19 protein-coding genes and 1 pseudogene are annotated in these 17,784 nt (G+C 34.5%); 16 read left to right on the top strand and 4 right to left on the bottom strand.

The features are described 5' to 3' along the window. Positions 1-11 precede the first annotated feature (11 nt). The 8 genes and pseudogenes from ISU02_RS18455 to ISU02_RS18490 form a co-directional block, all read left to right on the top strand. Entirely contained in the window at positions 12-338 is a 327-nt protein-coding gene (locus ISU02_RS18455; protein ID WP_194703320.1) for a hypothetical protein, read from the top strand. Positions 339-391: 53 nt separating this feature from the next. Further along, complete coding sequence (locus ISU02_RS18460) at positions 392-700, top strand: hypothetical protein (protein WP_194703321.1); 309 nt, start codon at positions 392-394, stop codon at positions 698-700. A 256-nt stretch (positions 701-956) separates the two neighbouring features. After that, on the top strand, positions 957-1,511 hold the full coding sequence (locus tag ISU02_RS18465; RefSeq protein ID WP_194703346.1) for a helix-turn-helix domain-containing protein: 555 nt from the start codon (positions 957-959) through the stop codon (positions 1,509-1,511). 95 nt (positions 1,512-1,606) lie between these two features. Beyond that, positions 1,607-2,182 carry a recombinase family protein gene (locus ISU02_RS18470; protein ID WP_194703322.1) on the top strand — a complete coding sequence of 192 codons (576 nt, stop codon included), beginning with the start codon at positions 1,607-1,609 and terminating at the stop codon, positions 2,180-2,182. Positions 2,183-2,334: 152 nt separating this feature from the next. Then, on the top strand, positions 2,335-4,239 hold the full coding sequence (locus ISU02_RS18475) for an ATP-dependent nuclease (RefSeq protein ID WP_194703323.1): 1,905 nt from the start codon (positions 2,335-2,337) through the stop codon (positions 4,237-4,239). Next, a complete protein-coding gene (locus tag ISU02_RS18480; RefSeq protein WP_194703324.1) occupies positions 4,226-6,280 on the top strand; it encodes a UvrD-helicase domain-containing protein in 2,055 nt (684 codons plus the stop codon). The genes ISU02_RS18475 and ISU02_RS18480 overlap by 14 nt, the downstream gene beginning before the upstream one ends. A 141-nt stretch (positions 6,281-6,421) precedes the next feature. Further along, complete coding sequence (locus ISU02_RS18485) at positions 6,422-7,651, top strand: hypothetical protein (protein WP_194703325.1); 1,230 nt, start codon at positions 6,422-6,424, stop codon at positions 7,649-7,651. Between the two features lie 206 nt (positions 7,652-7,857). Beyond that, positions 7,858-8,136 (top strand): annotated as a pseudogene (locus tag ISU02_RS18490) (GMP synthase (glutamine-hydrolyzing)); the annotation flags it as partial. A gap of 296 nt (positions 8,137-8,432) precedes the next feature. On the opposite strand, the gene ISU02_RS18495 reads toward ISU02_RS18490, so the two are convergent. Beyond that, a complete protein-coding gene (locus ISU02_RS18495; protein ID WP_194703326.1) occupies positions 8,433-9,314 on the bottom strand; it encodes an HNH endonuclease in 882 nt (293 codons plus the stop codon). Beyond that, complete coding sequence (locus ISU02_RS18500) at positions 9,311-9,526, bottom strand: helix-turn-helix domain-containing protein (RefSeq protein ID WP_194703327.1); 216 nt, start codon at positions 9,524-9,526, stop codon at positions 9,311-9,313. The genes ISU02_RS18495 and ISU02_RS18500 overlap by 4 nt, the downstream gene beginning before the upstream one ends. 156 nt (positions 9,527-9,682) lie before the next feature. On the opposite strand from ISU02_RS18500, the gene ISU02_RS18505 reads away from it, so the two are divergent. The 6 genes from ISU02_RS18505 to ISU02_RS18530 all read left to right on the top strand — a co-directional run bounded on the left by ISU02_RS18505 (position 9,683) and on the right by ISU02_RS18530 (position 13,960). Further along, complete coding sequence (locus ISU02_RS18505; RefSeq protein WP_194703328.1) at positions 9,683-10,465, top strand: ParA family protein; 783 nt, start codon at positions 9,683-9,685, stop codon at positions 10,463-10,465. Further along, entirely contained in the window at positions 10,458-11,480 is a 1,023-nt protein-coding gene (locus ISU02_RS18510) for a ParB N-terminal domain-containing protein (RefSeq protein ID WP_194703329.1), read from the top strand. The genes ISU02_RS18505 and ISU02_RS18510 overlap by 8 nt, the downstream gene beginning before the upstream one ends. Positions 11,481-11,549: 69 nt before the next feature. After that, positions 11,550-11,810 (top strand): hypothetical protein, encoded by a 261-nt coding sequence (locus ISU02_RS18515; protein WP_194703330.1) that lies wholly within the window; start codon positions 11,550-11,552, stop codon positions 11,808-11,810. Next, positions 11,810-12,517, top strand: coding sequence for a JAB domain-containing protein (locus ISU02_RS18520; RefSeq protein ID WP_194703331.1), 708 nt, complete (start codon positions 11,810-11,812; stop codon positions 12,515-12,517). The genes ISU02_RS18515 and ISU02_RS18520 overlap by 1 nt, the downstream gene beginning before the upstream one ends. A gap of 14 nt (positions 12,518-12,531) precedes the next feature. Beyond that, positions 12,532-13,497 carry a DUF3991 and toprim domain-containing protein gene (locus ISU02_RS18525; protein WP_194703332.1) on the top strand — a complete coding sequence of 322 codons (966 nt, stop codon included), beginning with the start codon at positions 12,532-12,534 and terminating at the stop codon, positions 13,495-13,497. Between the two features lie 13 nt (positions 13,498-13,510). After that, positions 13,511-13,960 carry a DUF6075 family protein gene (locus tag ISU02_RS18530; RefSeq protein ID WP_194703333.1) on the top strand — a complete coding sequence of 150 codons (450 nt, stop codon included), beginning with the start codon at positions 13,511-13,513 and terminating at the stop codon, positions 13,958-13,960. A 94-nt stretch (positions 13,961-14,054) separates the two neighbouring features. On the opposite strand, the gene ISU02_RS18535 is transcribed toward ISU02_RS18530, so the two are convergent. Further along, the gene (locus ISU02_RS18535) at positions 14,055-14,741 is read right to left on the bottom strand and encodes a hypothetical protein (protein WP_194703334.1); all 687 of its coding nucleotides are present in this window, start codon (positions 14,739-14,741) and stop codon (positions 14,055-14,057) included. A 32-nt stretch (positions 14,742-14,773) separates the two neighbouring features. Here ISU02_RS18535 and ISU02_RS18540 point away from each other — a divergent pair, with 32 nt between their 5' ends. Beyond that, positions 14,774-15,874 carry a hypothetical protein gene (locus tag ISU02_RS18540; protein ID WP_194703335.1) on the top strand — a complete coding sequence of 367 codons (1,101 nt, stop codon included), beginning with the start codon at positions 14,774-14,776 and terminating at the stop codon, positions 15,872-15,874. A 65-nt stretch (positions 15,875-15,939) separates the two neighbouring features. After that, positions 15,940-17,547 (top strand): VirB4 family type IV secretion system protein, encoded by a 1,608-nt coding sequence (locus tag ISU02_RS18545; RefSeq protein ID WP_194703336.1) that lies wholly within the window; start codon positions 15,940-15,942, stop codon positions 17,545-17,547. An 8-nt stretch (positions 17,548-17,555) separates the two neighbouring features. Here the strand turns inward: ISU02_RS18545 and ISU02_RS18550 are convergent. Then, on the bottom strand, positions 17,556-17,784 hold a 229-nt coding region (locus ISU02_RS18550; protein WP_194703337.1), incomplete at its 5' end, for a transposase.

Consider the following 17,784-nt stretch of genomic DNA (forward strand, 5'->3'; position numbering starts at 1 on the left):
AGGTGTCAAGTATGCAACTATCAGGAGCATATCAGAGACTAGGGTTATTTGTAGATAGGGATGTGACAGAGGCACTAAAGCAAGCAATATCAACAAAAGGAAGTCTAATCGAGGTAAGTCTGAGTGAAACTAAAGATGGTGGAGTTTTAACTCTATCAACCATTATTTCACCTGACTATTCGAAGTCATTTGATGACTACAAAAACGCTGTTATTTCAGCAGATGGAGTGCCTAGTGTAGAAAAAATAGCTACTACATCAGAGTTAAATGCAGATAGTGACTGGGATGATTTAGATGATTGTGATTTTGAATTGTCCTTGAATGAATGGTATTGGTGAAAATAACGTTGGGGCGCATATGCGCCCCTCTTAAAAAAAAGAGGTGATTAGATATGATGCAAAAAAGAATAATATACAATCCGCAATCAGAGATACAACCACCATCTAAAAACATCAGACGTGATATAGATTGCAGAATTGACCTAAGACTAGATGGTGAGGGAAAGAAGTGGCTGCATAGGATGTTGAAGCAACACACGTTGAAAATCATAACAACTAATAGGTCAATGACAGCAACTTACAGAGGAATGAAAATCATCGAAAATGTGGCTGATGACAAGCTATTGATATTTGATTTAAGCAACCAAGAAGAAGTCTTGCTAGGTCTCAATGAAATCAAAAAAGTGATAATAATGTCATAGTAGATTTCCGAGTTTGTGCACTGTCTTTTTTTCTTAGGGATTAAAAATGGTCTAAAACTCCAGCTGTATTGAGTGTATTTTTATTGATGCGCATTTTCCTTTTCACAGAAAAGGGCATATATCAAGGGTGTTTTTCAAGAAAGAACAATACCCGATAAAAAAGAACACAATAAAAAGACACTCTGTAAAGTGCAAAAATCTCTAGAGATTAAAAATGTTCTTTTATCTCTAGAGAAAAAAGAACAGAGGAGAGGACATGGATTACGCATATTTTGTTGAAAACAACGAAGCAGTGGAGTGGCGGGATAATAAAGCGATTTTTTGCTTAATCAATGACCTGCATATAAATGAAAGAAACATATACTGTGACTGCGATAACACAAAACCAGAGTTAAAGGAACTGATAAAGATAGTCAAACAAGGTGACAGGATAGTGGTAAGGTCGCTGTTTGATTTTTCAAGTACACGTATAGACAATCTGCTGACATACTTGAAAATACTTGAGAGTAAGAGTGTTGAATTACACGTCTTAGACCATCCTTGCGTGAGCGATTATACTTGCTACTACACTGTGATGCACAGTTTTATCGAGTTATTCTCAGATTACCGAGAGCGTAAACGTAAGGCTGCATACAACCAAGCACAGGAGCAAAATCGTGTAGGTAGAAAACCAGTAGACACCAAGGCAATCAAAAGAGCGTTACTATTATACAGAAGTAAGACGTTAACGGTAGATGAGATATCAGAGTTAACTGGGGTCTCAAGAAGCACTATCTACAAGCATCTACGTAATCAGAAAAATATTCATTAATTAAAACTTTTGACCATAAATAGGCACTGTTGCAATTTCAAGTGTCTACTATGGTCGTATATCATATCCAAAAGTAAGAAAGGTTGTGGAAAATAATGGTATACGGATATATTAGAGTAAGCACAGATAAACAATCGGATAACAATAGCTTTCCAGTCCAAGAGAGTGCGATATTGGAAAAATACCCGGATGCAAGAATATTTTCTGAAGCCTATACAGCTACGAACAAAGGTACACGGAAAGTATTTAAAGAAGTTATTGAGATGCTACACGAGAGCGATACTCTTGTGGTAGCTAAAATGGATAGATTTGCTCGCTCTGTTAAAGCTGGCGTATCAACAGTAGAGGAATTATTGGAAAAAGGGGTTACAGTAGATATTTTAAATATTGGTAGGTTAGATAACACACCAACTGGTAAGCTGATGTACACTACGTTATTGGCATATGCCGAATTTGAGGCCTCGCTTATCGCTGAGCGTACCAAGGCTGGACGTGACAGGGTAAGAGCAGACAATCCTGATATGAAATGGGGTCGTCCCAATAAATATACGTCAGAACAGATTTCTCACGCATTATCATTGCTTTCCAGTGGGTTGTCATATAGTTTGGTAGCAAAGAAAACAGGGATATCGATTAGTACTTTGACACGAGCTAAACGGAAAAGAGTTTAGGATAAGTACATTGCAATTAGAATGTGGTTCTCTCTTATTTTATATAATAAGAGAGAATTTTTGCGTGGGGACAATCTGGTAAAATAATCGCCTTTTGTATATACTGGTTATAAGAATGGTTATAATCAAATCCAACATTTGTGGAGGTTATTGTGTATATAAAAGAGCTTAACATTAGCGGATTTAGGAATTTTGAAAGTAGATGCACAGTTAGACTAAATAAGGGACTCAATGTTTTGATTGGGGAAAATGGTTCTGGTAAGACTGGAATTATTGATTCTCTAAGGCTACTTCTTGGAGAAGATGAGTATGGTAAGGTAATAGTTAGAGAAACTGATTTTTCTAGACCGTTTGCTAACCCTACAGCTACTAGTAAATCTATTGATATCGACGCAACTTTTTCTAAGTTGTCACCAAATCAAGCTGTAGATTATCTCCCTTGGTTGATTGGTAACGATGAGATGAAATTATCACTTCATATTGACAATAAGAAATCTCCTCGTGGTAGATACTCAAAGAAAGTTTGGGTTGGAGCATCATCATCAAGTCATTATGAGAGTGAACTATTAGACTTGATTCAATGTATTTATCTCCCACCTCTGAGAGATGCAGAACGTAAACTTAATGATGGGCGTTCGTCTAGGCTAGCATCACTAATAATGAAGTTGAATGAAAAGGAGCTGATTAAAGCTAAAGAGAAAGGAGAGTTGCACGAACTTGAACAGAAAGCAAAAATATTTAATGATGACTTAATTGAAAACGATATCGGGAAGATAGGGAAAGCAAATACATTAATAAGAGATAATTTGAAAAAATCATTAGGCAGTGTATTTGGGCAGGATACCTCAATTCAGTTTACTGAGCTAACCTTTAATCGTATTGTTGAGAGACTGCAACTTTTATTCTTTCCAGAGTTATTAGATACTCCTATTGGAGTGACATATCGTTCATTAGAAGAAAACAGTCTCGGGTATAATAATTTGATTTATTTAGCAACTGTACTAGCAGAGCTTATGTATTTAGAGAATTCTTCTAGCTTAAATGTTCTATTGGTAGAAGAACCAGAGGCTCATTTACATCCTCAGCTTCAGTCAAAACTCTTAGAATACCTACAAAAGCAAGCAAATGCTAAAAATCTTCAAATTATTATGACAACACATTCGCCTTTGATAACATCGGCGGTTGAGTTAGATAAGATAATCCATGTGAGTTGTGAGGGAAAGTTAGACCCCGTATGTACTTCACTTTTCCAATTGAATATTGATGATGCGAGTGGTAAGTACTTGAAACGTTGGTTAGATAGTACAAAGTCAACAATGTTATTCGCTAAAGGAATAATCTTAGTTGAAGGTATAGCGGAACTATTAATGTTACCTGTTTTAGCGGAGTTATGTTTGAATGAGTATGAGGGTAATAGAGGGAAAGAAGATAAACAACTTCCTATGACTTTAAAAGAAGCTGGTGTATCGGTAGTTAATATGGGTGGAATTTACTTCAAACATTTTATGCCTATATATACAACAGAGATTGCCAGTAAGAAAGTTGATACACCTGTTTCTATACCAATTAGGTGTTCTGGGATAACTGATAATGACCCTAAAGTTGATAAGGGTAACCCACCAGTTATGGGTACATCGCCTGAGGGGGGAAACCATGCACTGTTATTAATTCCTATAGTAAAGAAGTCTGAAAACTGTCGTCTTTTTAGTGGTAAGTTAATGACGTTTGAGTATGATTTGGCTGTAGAAGGCAACAATTTATCGATTATGAATGCTGTACTGGCGGAACTTTGGCCAGAACCTAAGAAAACCAGTAAAATAATCACAAAAGCATCCCAAAATAGGGATATTAATTGGTTGTGTAAAACCCCTGAAGAAAAGGCTCAAGAAGCGATGTGGACTTTGGATAGGATTGGTAATTCTGATGTGGGTAAAGGTCTGTTTGCTCAAGTCTTAGCTGATAAAATCGTTAGTGAGGATTTTGAACTTGTTGTACCAGACTATATATATGAAGCAGTTATCTGGGCGTGTAATGGTGATAAATATGAAAGAGAATAAACGTGCACACGAACTTGCAGAAGTTATTTGCAGTAAACCCAGTGATATATCATTTGAGGATTGCTTCAATAGCGAGCATAAAGGCAGAAAAATCTGTTTTGACTGCAGGACGTGTATTATTGAAGAGAAATCAGATGAGCAAGTAAGTTACGTTGTATCTGATATTGATAAAAACATTCACTTATCTGCCTGTCCGGGTAGTGGAAAAACTGAGGTTGTTGGATTAAAGGCAGCATATGAGTTAGAGAGATGGACTAAGGAATCCGGTGGTGTAGCAATACTCACATTTACAAACAATGCTGCAGATGTCATACAAGAACGAGTTCATAGATTTGTTGGTCAAAACAAAGGGATGTATCCACATTTTATTGGGACAATAGATAGTTGGATTCATGGTTACATAACCCATCCATATGGCTGGTTGATTTTTGAAGTTAGTAATGAGGATGATAAGAGTTTCATTGTAGTAGATGAAAAATCAGATGCGTCTTGGTTGTCTTCGTTTACGTGTAAAGTACCATATTGTTTTGATGGGAAAAAAGGTTATGAATACGCTGGTATAACAGCCAACAAGATATTTATAGATTTAGCTAATAAAGATGTTGCATTTATTGCTCCTAGAAGTCTTAATAAAAAAATTGTGCTTGCAAAAGACTATTTTGAAACAGATGCATATAAAGCCTACTTAAATGGTGAGATAATAACTAGATATATAAATGCAAAGCCTAAAACAGCAAAGAAACTACAAACAGAACTTTTTAAAGCAAAGAAAGAGATGTTCAAACGCAGTTTAGCAACGTATAGAGATATGGAGTATATAGCGTACAGAGTGCTAAAAATCGAAGAATATGGTAAACGTGTCGCTAAGAGGTTTCCACTATTAATAATCGATGAATGTCAAGACTTATCTTCAACACAACTTCGTATATTAAAAAAGCTTGAAGAGTATGGTGTAAAAATCCATATGATAGGGGATATTAATCAATCCATTTATGCTTTTAAGGGTGTGAAACCACAATATATTGAGGACCATACAAGTGAGCAAAATTATAAAGAGATGAAACTAAGTAACAACTATCGCAGTTGTTGTGAAATAGTTGGAGTTTTTGATAAGATTGTACCTAAAAAAGATGTTAAGTCTGTACCTGAAACTTTGCTTGAGGAACCATGTATCGTGACTTCTTATACTGAAAAGGACTTTATATCAATTCAAGAGAAGTTTAGCGATTATGTTCACAATCTAGGTTTGCAAGTAGAAAAGAGTGCAATAGTAGCTCGTGGATGGAAGATAGTTAACAATCTATCTGCAAAGGGGTATTCCGATAGAGAAAGTAACAAAAGTTTATTACTAGCAGAAGCCATTGTATGGTGGAAAAGTAATATTTACCAACTTAGATTACACGCAATAGACAACATTGGTGAGATACTCTCTTTAACTGTTTTTAAGAAGTGCAAAACAGACTCGAGATATCATTACTTACCTGAATATGTGAAGTCAAACGTATTATGGAGACGTTGCTTATCCTCAATACTTGAGAGTGTTTGTAGCTCAGATATTCTTGGTGATGTAACAATGACATGGACGAAGTGGGCCGCTATAGCTCGGAAAGAATTACCTGTAATAGTAAAAAGAATTATGTTAGAGAATATTGATGAGGAATATCATAAGTACTTTATTGTCGAAGAGTTGAAGATACAAGCCCTAAAAGGAAATGGTGCTATTGCTGTAAAAGAAACAGTATCAACTCCTAATTTGAAAGAGAGTAAAGTACGGATTACAACAATCCATCAAGTTAAAGGTGAGACATTAGATGCATTAATGTTAGTATCAAACACCAAGCATAGTGGAGGTGACGGTTATTGGGAAAACTGGATTAAAGATTCGAGCACAGAATCTGCAAGGTTGGCATATGTAGCAAGTTCAAGACCCAAACACTTATTGGTATGGGCGTTACCACAATTACAGGCAAAGGATATTGAAAAGTTAGAAGCGTTAGGATTTAAATATATACCGTTAAAAGAGCTAGGTATTATAGAATAGGCGTATGACCTTTGTTGTCATTTTACAGAGCTGCACAATTTGAAAATAATTGTAAGAAAAGATATATCGAATCAACCATTTACTGGATAAAAGTGCATATACCATTTATAATGGTATTAAAATAATTCGTGGGAGATATAAATGTCAAAATTAACAAAAGAAAAAATAAATAAGCGTTTTACACCAACTTCACCAGCGGTTCATAACTATGTGGAGAAAGGCACTAAGCACGAAGAACTTTCTGAATCTGCATATCAAAAAGGGTGCCAAATCATCGTATATGGGGAGTCTGGTGTAGGTAAGACTTCTCTAATTTGGTCACAACTTGTAAAGGAGGAAATTAACTTTACCAGAATTGGTATTGATACGACGATTACGAGAGCGAATTTTTGTTCTAAAGTTATGGAAGAACTTGGATTTCAAAAAACAACTCAGAAAGAGTCACAGACTGGGAATGGTACTGAGGCGAGTATTGGTGCTGGTGCAAAGCTTTGGAGTCTTATAGATTTTAAAGGAACATTTAAGGCTAATAGTAATGAGATTAAAAAGATTGTGAATATTCCTTATTACAGTGAAGCTGATATAGATGCTGTATCGAAAGCATTGTATTCTACTAATAGTATATTATTTATTGACGATATTGAAAAAGCTGATGATGAGTTAAGAATATTGATTTCTCATTTAGGTAAAAAACTTTCAGATGATTCAGCTGGGAACACATCAGCTATACCAAAAATAATTTATGCTGGTATTAGCAATGATGTTGATAGACTGATAATAACTGATGAGTCATTAAGTTCACGATTAACAGACTATAAAATAGAGGTTCTAAGTAATGATGATATAGCTGGAATAATTACGGACGGATTTGATTCGTTAGGGATATCATATGATAAGGCTTTAATTTTAGAGTATGCAAAACTGTGCTGTGGCTATCCGCGATATGCTCATTGGATTGGTTTGAAGTCGGCGTTAAATTCATTAACTGAGGGTAGGGAAGAAATACTGGAAGTGGATTTAGAAAAGGCAATAACTACAATACTTGAGAAGTTTGAAGCACAATTTAGAGATATTTATGATGTAGCGACTAGTCATACAAGTGGTAAAAGAATGAGAGAAAAGATTCTTTTTGCTTTGGCAAGCTCAGATGAAGTAAATGTACCATTTGCTCAGATTTCTAAGGATGTTGGTAAACTCATGAAAGAGAATATAAAACCACAAGCGATTAGTGGCCCGTTAGGTGAGCTTAAAAAGGATGAAAGAAAGAATATACTATGTGATGGGAAAACAGCGGCAACACATAGATTCTCCAATCTACTGATGAAACCATTTGTTAGGATGGTTATGAGGGAGCAAAATATAACGTTATAGGTCAAGGAGTGAAATATGAAATAGGTTATTCTATTGACTAAAGTGTTTAATAGCGGTAGGATTGAAAACAAGAAATGAAAGCCGCCTATCTGCTGAAAATGGCACCGGCACTTTAGTAGGAGCACATAAAAGTACTCTAAATTATGATTTTGATAGCTAAATAGAGCTCTATATAAACACTCTTTGTGAGACTTGATGAATACCGAGAAATCCGCCTTGCAGGTCTTGAAAGAGATATCTGGCAGTACTTCACCGTCCTCCCAAATGTGCGTTCAGTGGGCGTTATGGGTGACGAGAGAACATACTCACATGCCATTGGCATCAGAGCCGTTACGTCTATAGACGGGATGACTTCTGACTGGGCGAGAATCCCATATGAAGTGCTCGATAAGATTTCCTCTCGGATTGTGAATGAGGTTCAAGGAGTGAATCGAATTCTTTATGATGTGACGAGTAAACCGCCGAGTACGATTGAGTGGGAGTAAGGAACTGAATTCCTGAAAGCGTTGATATTAGATTGATTCAGACGTTAAAGATAGTCTTCTGACTGCCTTTTGACTGCCTTTGAATAAAAAGTTATTTATTGTATTATTTAATTGTTAAATCAAGGATAATAGATTAATCACTGTATTTGTCCGCATCAGTAGGATGTTTAGAAGCTGGTGTTGTGCTTACAGATTCATATTAATTTGTAAGCATACGAATAAATTAATCCAACTCACATAATAAAAATCAAAAAATAGAAACAGGTAATCTCATTTTCAGGGATTACCTGTTTTTTTTACCAATATACTTCATAATACTCTAATGGTCTTATAAGACTGCCACCTTTAGAAAGATTACACTCTGAGCATGATAATTGAAAATTTGTGGCATCGTTAGTTCCTTGTTTTTCTAAAGGAATGATGTGATCAAAATGCTTATCGTTATCATCTAGTATGTTTAGCATACCGGAAAGATCTTTATTACAGTATTGGCATCTTCCACGATCACGATAATAAACAGCACGTTTTAACCATTCAGGAAGATAAGCAGCTCTTTTAATATGACCAGATTCATCAAATAAAGCCTTATCTAATAAATCGCTAGTAATATAATTTGAAATACACTCATGGAAGTTATAAATAAATGCTTTGTTGGCATACAATAAAAAGAATATAGATTCTATAATGCTTGGCATATATTTTTCAAAATCTGAAACATACTTTTCAAAAGTCAAATCTACTTGTTGAATATATTCCTCGGAGTTCTCGTAGTCAGAGGATTCATAATCGTTATCAAGTTTTTCAAAATGATCATAAATATCAAAAGAACACTTACAGTAGGAGTTAATCATCTCATACTTATCTTCAAAAAAATTAATTAAGCTATCCATATCAAGATCATCACAAATACATTTTATAAGGAAGTATCTTTCATTAGCTAAAAATGTATACAAGTAATACTCAATGAAGTGATGAATTAATGTATATTTAGTTGGTTTTGTAAGAGACTTGACTCCTTCCAAAATAAGCTCATTAAAAAAATCTTCTTGATCTGAATATGTAACATATACAAAGTCATGGAAATTATCATAGCTGTTGTCAGATAAAAAAAGTTCAATTATATCGCTAGCAAACTTATAGTTTACAGTCATATCAAGTTGTCTTTGTTTCATACTCATATTTTGTCTCCATTATCTTCAACAAAGAATCCTTCGAATTTACATCCAAGTGCTACTGCAATATCTTCTAATTCCTTAACTGAGAAGTTATCTCTTTTCAGTTTATTTGCCATGTTCTGATTTGTTGTGCCAAGCCTTCTGCTTAGTTCAACAATAGTTACATTTTTTCTCTTCAGTAGAATGCGGAGCTTTTCTCCCATTGTAAGTTTCATAGAAATCACCTGCCTAAGTTAAATAATACACCTAAGAGTGAATATCTGCAACGTATTCACTTCCTATAAATTCCAGAATAAGCGAAGTATTGAGCTGATTAATCTTATAGCTTAAAATCACACTATAAAGTGAATATCGGAAAGGAGTAAATAGTAATGAGTAAAATAATTGGTATAGCATCACAAAAAGGAGGCGTAGGCAAATCAACGACTTGTAGGAATTTAGCGAGTACTTTAAGTCAAGAAGGCTTCAAGGTGCTAGCAGTAGATTGTGATAATCAAGCAAGCCTGACAGATTGCTTTGGGATTGAAAATCCAGAGAAACTAGAGAAGACACTCTATCATTTGATGATGGATATTATTTCAGAGAATGATATTCCTCAGAAGGAAGATTTTATAATCCAAAGAGAAGGTATAGATATTATTCCAAGTAGTATTGAGCTATCTGCAATTGAAATCAATCTTGCCAGTACATTCAGTAGAGAATATGTTCTCAAGACAATTCTTGATGAAGTGAAGTCAGAATATGACTTCATCCTCCTTGACTGTATGCCTTCCCTTGGATTAATGACTTTAAATGTTCTTGCAGCATGTGATAGCGTTTTAATTCCTGCTACACCTGAATATTTGTCGGTTAAAGGCCTTGAACTATTACTAAGAACAATCTTCAAGCTTAAGAAAAGGATTAACCCAAACATTTCATTTGAAGGGATTCTACTTACTATGTTTGAAGAAAAAACAAACTTGTCAAAGAACATGTTTGAAATGATTGAGGAATACTATGGAGAGCATATCAGAGTGTTCGACACAAAGATTCCTAAATCGGTGAAGGTTGGAGAAGCAAATCTTCAAAGTAAGAGTATCGTAGATTACATGCCTACTAATAAAGCAGCCATTGCATATCAGGCATTCACAAAGGAGTTGATTAATAATGGATAAAAATAAAACTAAAAAGACAGAGACGTTCGCTTCAATATTTGGAGACGATTATGATGAAACCCCTTTATCGAAAGATGAAGGGGTTTCGACTTTAAAAGTGGAACAATTGGTTTCTTTTCCAAACCATCCATTCAAGTTATATGAAGGTGCAAGGCTTGATGAAATGGTTGAGAGCATTAAGAACTTTGGAGTAATCGTCCCTATTGTAGTTAGGAAAAAAGGATTAAAGTATGAAATACTCAGTGGTCATAATAGGGTAAATGCTACAAAGATTGCTGGATTAACAGAGGTACCATCAATCATAAAAGAAGGATTAACTGAAGAAGAAGCAACGTTAATCGTTACAGAAACAAATCTTATGCAGAGATCGTTTACAGATCTTGTACATTCTGAAAGAGCAGCTGTCATTGCAACGAGACATAGTGCTATGAAAAGCCAGGGAGTAAGAACAGACCTATTGAATGAGATTGAAAAGTTGTCGAAAGCGCCTAATTTACCTACTTTGGAAACTTCGTCTCCATTGGATACGAAGTTAGATAGCAAAAAGGAAATCGGAGAAGAATACAGTTTATCGAGAGCATCAGTTGCACGGTATTTACGAGTGGATAAACTAAGTGATGTACTTAAAGATATGGTTGATGAAGGTAAAATAGCCATGAGAGCAGGAGTAGATTTGTCTTATCTTTCTGAAGACAATCAAGAAATGCTAGAAGCAATTATTTCTGAAAATACTTTCAAGGTTGATATGAAAAAGGCAGCGCTTCTGAGAAGTTATGAAAATGAGGGTAAACTCAACTGGAATACTGCAATGAAAATTATTAGTGGTGATGTTCTTAAAAGTACTGGAAAAATAAAACCTTTTAAAATCCAATCAACAATCATCTCAAAATTCTTTGGATCAACTGAAAAGAAAGATGATATTGAAAAAACGATTGAAAAAGCACTTGAACTGTACTTTAAACATATGAAGGTTATGGAGCCTGAACTTGATGAAGAAGAAGAGATGATTGAGTAAATTTTATCGGTGGGAAAGCGAAGTGTTGAGTTTAGAACTCAGCACTATTTTTTTAAGGAGATGATGTAAATGACAAACATGAATATTAACGACAATGAAAAAGAGAATCTTTTAGGAATTCTAAAGTGGATAATAGATCCATCTGTGGAGGATGAAAAAACCATTAGAACTGAGATAGAGACAAAAAGCTTCCAGTCGCTATTTATAAATATAATGCAACTGGATATCTCAGAGGAAACAAAAGCAAAGCTGATTTATCTAAAGAACATTATTGATGAATTAGATGGCAATCATTCAAGACTAACAACTGATGAAGGTGGTGAAGAGTAATGACAAGACCAGTGAAATATTCAGATGATTTTTTCAAAAGCCTAAATGCCTTAACTGGAATCCCGATAAGGAAAATTCAAGCCTATGCTAAAGAAAACAATCCATTTAACATACTTGAACACCCTATGGTTGTTGAGCCTACCGATAAACAGCTTGAAAAAATCAGTAAGTTAAATGAGTTCATAGCTTCATATAGTGTGCTAAGAATGGAAGAGGATCAGAAACGTATAAAGTTTGCATCGCCTGATGATTCTGGACAGTATTTCTTATCACTGCTTGGTGGTATGAGAGATAGAGAACGTTTTATGGTGGCATTTCTAGATAATAGTAACAGCATTATTGAGACACGAACTGTTTCTGAAGGTACTGTAAATATGGCAATTGTACATCCTAGAGATATTCTAAAGATTGCAATTGCCAACGACTGTACCAGCCTGATTTTATCTCACAATCATCCCGGTGGATCAATAAATCCATCTATGGAAGATAAGGCTTTAACACAAAGAATTGTAGATATTTTTCATCCGCTCAATATCAAAGTACTTGATCACATAATCGTAGGTGGAACTAAGTTCTCTTCTATGGCTGAAAATGGCTATTTACCTAATGGGCCACAAGGGAAAGCAAAGTATGATCCTATTCAGTTAAATGGTGAAGCAAATGAGCCAAATGAGGATTATGAGTTTGGTGAAGAACCGGATCTTTAAAGGGAGTGATTTTGATGTATAAAGGAAAAAGTTTTTCAGAAGAAGAGATATGTAGGGCAAATAATGTGAATATCATCGCTTATGCAGAGAGCTTAGGTCTTGAACTGAAGAAAATGGGAAGATCATTCAAAGTTAAGAATCACGGTGGATTATACATTGATTCTAGTGGATACAAGTGGAACTGGTTCTCGCAAAACAAGGGTGGTGGTCCCATTCAATTTGTCATGACAATGGAAGGAAAGAATTGGGTAGATGCTATTTATACACTACTTGGAATTGATAAAAGTTCGCCGATTCAGGTTAGGCAAAAAATTGAAGAAAAAGGTGAATTTTTACTTCCTGAAAAGAATGACACATTCAAACATATGATTGCCTATCTCATTAAGACTAGGGGCATAGATAAAGAAGTTGTTTATGATTTTATCAATAGAAATATGGTTTATGAAAATAAGTATGGGAGCTGCGTGTTTGTAGGTTATGATGAAAATAAAACAGCTAAATATGCCAGTGTTCGAAGTACAAACACAACAGGTGATTCATATAGGGGAGATGTCAAATATTCAGATAAGACATTTCCCTTTTGTTATGAAGGGGCAAGCAATACTCTATGTGTATTTGAATCCCCAATAGACCTTATGAGTTATTTGACACTGATAAAATATCATGAAGTTCATGAGTTTAGGCATCATATGATTTCCCTTGGTGGTGTTGCTGACAAGGCACTAGAACATTATCTAAAAGTACATTCTGAAGTTGAGCGAATTGTACTCTGTCTAGATAACGATGAACCTAGTCAGCTTGCTTGCGAGAGAATAAGTGAAAGATTCAGTAAAGAATATAAAATGCTGAGACATAGTCCTGTTGGGAAAGATTTTAACGAAGATCTACTTTCTATGAACCAGGAATATAAATTGGCAAAAGCATTGGAACAAAGAGAAGTGTATCGCATTGATACGGAAGTTAAAGAAATGGAATTTTGAGGAGGTGAACCGAATGTATTTCCTGAATGAAGATCATGCCTATAATTTTCAAAATATGATTCTTAAAGACAAAACTCATAGCAATGATAGAGAGCGATTCGCTCTATTTTACGTCATTGGAGGCAGTGAGGATTTATTTCTGAAGATAAGACACATATATAACTTCAAAAATCATGAAATTAATCCTGATGTTTTAACCAACGGTGAAGTGGATCTATGCTCTAGTAGCAAAGCTTTAGTAAGACTTGCTTATAATCTTTATAATGGCTTTGACGATAATTTTTCAACACCATATGATTTGTTCAGTATTCTAGATACAAGAAACTTTCTGCTTGCTAAAGCAGCCATTGAACTTAGGTTCGAAATGGAAATTGAAAAGCAACTGGATGAGAGGATTGTTGAAGAGATGGAAATTGAGTTTCGTTCCCGTGATTTCCGACGTTCCTTCCTTTTAACGCCTTAGCGGAAAAAGTGGCGCAGACCTTGCTTCGCAAGGAATGTGACATCGGAAGGAATGTAGGAAATCAGCGTGTTATGTGAAGTTCTTGATTGTAACTTTATGAGTCCTCTTTAATCTTCCAAACCATAGGATGCTTAATCCCATATTCTAATTTTTCAATTAACCAAACATACTTCTGCCTGATTGACTCATTCTCATTTTGAATATTCTTTTTAATTAACTCTGTATATACATCAATAATATATTTACTTATGTATCCAAGCTCTCCTTTATCATTAAACACAAAATCAAACAAATTTATGTACCTATAACCATCGTTATCTCGCTTGAAGTATTCTAAAATAGAATCTGATTTTTTATTCAAAATGTTAAAATCATCATCACTAATAATAACTCTAGGATAATTAGCTACTTTTGATTCTAATGAGTAAGCTTCGTTAAGCGCTGGACCAAATACAACTTTATCATCATGGTATAATAAGCCTTTAGATATTCCGCCTCTACATATTAATTTATGTTCAAGTAGTAGTAAAATGATATTTCTAATTTCATAAAAAACATGTGTTAGTACGTTATCTAGCAAACTATAAGAGATAACTATTGAATCTGAAAATGTTGTTATCTGTCTCCCTCTAATTGCTTTACTTTTCAAGTCATATTCATACATTTCATTCAGTGCCTTCAATAAATTTGAGCGTACATCTTCATTATTGACACTTTCTTCAATTATTTTACTAAATCCTAGTATATCTAAGAATACTATTATTCTTTCCGAATATTCCATAATTGCTGATAGTGTAAGATATTTTGTGTAAAGTGAAAAAACAAAGTATAATTCACTTAGACAAAATATCTTACACTATCAGGGATATCGAGAAAGAAGCTGTAAATCAAGTTAAGGAGTACTTGTCTGATTATATTGAACCAATTAAACATGAAAAAATCAAAAAGATAACTAATTACATCAACACTACAAGTCCACAATATAAATCAATTTTGAAGTATAAGAAAGAAAAATTGGATGATATTTCACCAAAAATAACGGATTCAGATTTAGAAATTGAACTCTTTAAGATTTCTCAAGAGCTAAATTATGAGATCAAAAAAGAGGGAAATGAACTTCTTAATATAACAAAGAGTGATATTAAAAATATGGACGAATACAAAGAGCAATATACTAAATTTATTGAAAGAGAAAATGATATAGGAAAATCAAGTTTAGCTCAGTATATTGTTCATAGACGAGTAATACTTGAACTTTTAGAGAGTGGTCTTGGATTCAGTGATAATTCAAAATATCAACTTGAGGAATATGTACATAATCTTATTTTTCCAATGAGATCAACTTCTGAAGAAATCGATTATGAAAAGCATAATATGTGGATTATTGATGAAAAACTGTCTTATCATTACTACTTGGCTTCTGATATGAAATTCAAGCAAATGGATGCCTTAAATGTAGATGCAGATGATAGACCGGATTTACTTATTATGGATAACCCAGTTGTTTTAGTTAATCAAGAATCAAAACCATATAATTCAATTGTTATAATTGAGTTTAAAAGACCTATGAGAAATGATTATAATGATGTTGATAATAATCCCATAAGCCAAGTGATCAAATATGTAAAAAAAATTAGATCAGGCAAGGCTGTTGATAGGAATGGAAGGCCTATTACAATTGGAGAGAACACGCCCTTCTATCTATATATAATTGCTGATTTGACTACAAAACTCGTTGAAGATGCAGAATTAGCGAATTTAACCAGAACTCCTGATAACATGGGCTTCTTTGGATACAATGCAGTAAAAGATATTAATGCATATATTGAAATTGTATCATATGACAAATTAGTCGAAGATGCAAAACGCAGAAACAAAATTCTATTTGACAAATTATTTACACCAAAAATATAGAATAGCAATGGATTGCAGGTAACTAAAACGGTTGCCTGCTCTTTTTTTTAGGAGGAATTATATAAGTGAAAAATTATTCTTATCAAGAAAAAGTAAATAATGATTTACTAAACATCATCACCCCCATAGGCCTAGAATTCAAAAGAAACAGCCTAATAATTGGTGAAAACACAGGCAGAGTATACGGAATTATAAAATACCCACAAAAAGTAGACTATGGATGGCTTGCTAAAATCACCAACATACCGGGAACTATCGTTGGAATAACCTTTATCCCAATTGACAATGGCGAGTTCATATCGGGATTATCAAGAAGCGTGATACAACATCGAAGTGCGGCTGAATCAGCGAAAGATCCATTGACTAGGCAGAGAGCAGAAAAAGCAGCGCAGGATGGTGAAAAGATCATGCTGCAAATTGATCAACTTGGTGAAACGGTTGGTACGATGATTATTTCGATAATGCCTATGGCAAGGGAAGAATCTACTTTCAGCAAGATTTGTAGAAAAACAGAAAGTATTATAGCAACAAGCAAAGCAAAATTAAGAATAATGGCTAACTTACAAGAACAAGCATTTAAGAGTGTTTCGCCATACTATACCCTCGATGAAGCTATCAGCGAAGTCCTAAAAAGGATTATTCCAATGAGCAGTTTTGTCGGGGGTTTTCCTTTTTCGTCATCAGGTTATAATGATGGAACTGGTTATTACTTTGGTAGGGATAATGCTGGTGGTCTTGTAGTCCTAGATCCATGGAAACGCGGTAATGATCGCACTAACACTAACTTTACTATAATGGGTGTTGCAGGCGTTGGTAAAAGCACGGTAGTCAAACACATAGCCTTATCGGAGTACATGAAAGGTACCAAAATCATCTTTATTGATCCGGAGTCGGAATATAAGGAAATTACAAAGGCGCTAGATGGAGACTGGATTAATGCTGGTGGTGGTAGCAACGGAAAGATCAATCCTTTGCAGATTAGACCAACACCAGTTGATGATGATGATATTTTTTATAAAGATGAAGGTCATGGTATGGGAGATATGGCAATTTATATAAAGAACCTAGAAATTTTCTTCAGTCTTTATTTGCCTTCGCTTAATGATAAACAGAAAGCAATATTGAAAAATGAAATTATTGAGCTATATCACACATTTGGAATCACATGGGACACTGATATCAATAAACTCCGTCCTGACGATTTTCCAATTCTTTTTGATTTGCATCAGCAGATAAAGTCAAAAGGTGAATCAAAGGAAAATGATAACCTATTATTGAAAAATGATTATGCAGATTTGGCGTTACTATTACAAGACATAGCACTTGGTAGTGACGCTTTTTTATGGAATGGAAAGAGCACTATCAGTACTGATACACGATGTATCTGCTTGGATACTCATGACCTACAAAATACCAGTGACAATATCAAACGTACACAATACTTCAATCTGCTTACTTGGTGTTGGCAACAAATGAGTGCTGATCGAAATGAACCAGTACTTCTAATATGTGACGAAGCATACTTAATGATTGATCCTAATGTACCACAATCGTTGGTATTTCTACGTAACGTTGAAAAACGTTCTAGAAAATATGAGGCTGGTGTAGCGATTGTTTCTCATTCGGTAGTAGATTTTCTTGATCCTAAAGGACCTGTCAAGAATTTTGTGTAAAGTTTGATTTAAAATTTTAAGTGAGTAGCGATTCTATCAGAAAAAAGGATCTCAAGTTGATTCATGACTTGTCCCCAATTTTGGACAGGACGCAACCATGACTTTTTTATATCTAAGGTTCTTAGGTAGACCAACTTATATAAGGCCATCTCATTTGGAAAAGCACCTTTGCGATCCGTAACTTTTCTTAGCTGATTATGATAACTTTCAATGGTATTGGTGGTGTATATAATTTTT

Source organism: Fusibacter ferrireducens (assembly GCF_015352425.1).
GTDB lineage: Bacteria > Bacillota > Clostridia > Peptostreptococcales > Acidaminobacteraceae > Fusibacter_A > Fusibacter_A ferrireducens.

Excerpts from the sequence above, each read along its gene's own strand:
- ISU02_RS18455 (WP_194703320.1), top strand. The coding sequence starts at position 12 with ATGCAACTATCAGGAGCATATCAGAGACTAGGGTTATTTGTAGATAGG.
- ISU02_RS18460 (WP_194703321.1), top strand. The coding sequence starts at position 392 with ATGATGCAAAAAAGAATAATATACAATCCGCAATCAGAGATACAACCA.
- ISU02_RS18465 (WP_194703346.1), top strand. The coding sequence starts at position 957 with ATGGATTACGCATATTTTGTTGAAAACAACGAAGCAGTGGAGTGGCGG.
- ISU02_RS18470 (WP_194703322.1), top strand. The coding sequence starts at position 1,607 with ATGGTATACGGATATATTAGAGTAAGCACAGATAAACAATCGGATAAC.
- ISU02_RS18480 (WP_194703324.1), top strand. The coding sequence starts at position 4,226 with ATGAAAGAGAATAAACGTGCACACGAACTTGCAGAAGTTATTTGCAGT.
- ISU02_RS18485 (WP_194703325.1), top strand. The coding sequence starts at position 6,422 with ATGTCAAAATTAACAAAAGAAAAAATAAATAAGCGTTTTACACCAACT.
- ISU02_RS18495 (WP_194703326.1), bottom strand. The coding sequence starts at position 9,314 with ATGAGTATGAAACAAAGACAACTTGATATGACTGTAAACTATAAGTTT.
- ISU02_RS18500 (WP_194703327.1), bottom strand. The coding sequence starts at position 9,526 with ATGAAACTTACAATGGGAGAAAAGCTCCGCATTCTACTGAAGAGAAAA.
- ISU02_RS18505 (WP_194703328.1), top strand. The coding sequence starts at position 9,683 with ATGAGTAAAATAATTGGTATAGCATCACAAAAAGGAGGCGTAGGCAAA.
- ISU02_RS18510 (WP_194703329.1), top strand. The coding sequence starts at position 10,458 with ATGGATAAAAATAAAACTAAAAAGACAGAGACGTTCGCTTCAATATTT.
- ISU02_RS18515 (WP_194703330.1), top strand. The coding sequence starts at position 11,550 with ATGACAAACATGAATATTAACGACAATGAAAAAGAGAATCTTTTAGGA.
- ISU02_RS18520 (WP_194703331.1), top strand. The coding sequence starts at position 11,810 with ATGACAAGACCAGTGAAATATTCAGATGATTTTTTCAAAAGCCTAAAT.
- ISU02_RS18525 (WP_194703332.1), top strand. The coding sequence starts at position 12,532 with ATGTATAAAGGAAAAAGTTTTTCAGAAGAAGAGATATGTAGGGCAAAT.
- ISU02_RS18530 (WP_194703333.1), top strand. The coding sequence starts at position 13,511 with ATGTATTTCCTGAATGAAGATCATGCCTATAATTTTCAAAATATGATT.
- ISU02_RS18535 (WP_194703334.1), bottom strand. The coding sequence starts at position 14,741 with ATGGAATATTCGGAAAGAATAATAGTATTCTTAGATATACTAGGATTT.